The 594-nt window shown below is 62.8% G+C and carries 1 protein-coding gene; it reads right to left on the bottom strand.

Features of this window, described 5'->3' with window-relative positions:
• Positions 1 to 594 (bottom strand): coniferyl-alcohol dehydrogenase (locus tag EOA32_RS37620; RefSeq protein WP_128374336.1); only part of this gene is annotated, 594 nt, incomplete at both ends.

Here is a 594-nt window from a genome sequence, read left to right as displayed (position 1 = left end):
TCATTCTGCCGCTGTCAGCCTCGACCCGATCCTGACCAAGCATGGTGATGAAGTCGCCGAGGATTGGCGTAAAGACCGGGCCGGGCGCAACGGAATTCATGCGGATGTCACGCGAGAGGAAGAGCTGCTGCGCCCGCATGAACGTCCAGACGATCAGCGCTTCCTTGAAATATTGATAGCAGGTGTCCTGCGAAACCGGGTTCGCAGCCAACCAATCATGACCGGATTGGAAGGTCGCGGTCGTTGCCAGGTCCTTGTGCCGGGCGAGGCGTTCCGGCCATGCGGCGCCCAATATCGAGGCGAAGTTGACGACTGCCGCGCCCGGCGAAAGCCTGCCGACCACTGTCTCGGTCAGGTGACGCAGGCCGAGATAGTTGACGCGGGCGACCGTATCCCTGTCAGAGGTGCCCGGCACGCCTGCCGCGTTGACCAGCCCATCGAATTGCGCGGGCAAGGACAAAACGGCCTCGTCGATCGCTTCCGGCTTCGAGAGATCGGCCTTCACGAAGCCATCGAGGGTAACCGTGGGATCATTGCGGTCGATGCCGATTACCCTGGCGCCATGGAAGCGGGCGAGACGGGCGACCTCGGCTC

The sequence above is a fragment of the Mesorhizobium sp. M1A.F.Ca.ET.072.01.1.1 genome, from assembly GCF_004023325.1.
In the GTDB taxonomy this organism is placed as follows: domain Bacteria; phylum Pseudomonadota; class Alphaproteobacteria; order Rhizobiales; family Rhizobiaceae; genus Mesorhizobium.
The sequence above is the reverse complement of the archived record's forward strand: the minus strand, read 5'-3'. Positions and strand labels throughout refer to the sequence as shown.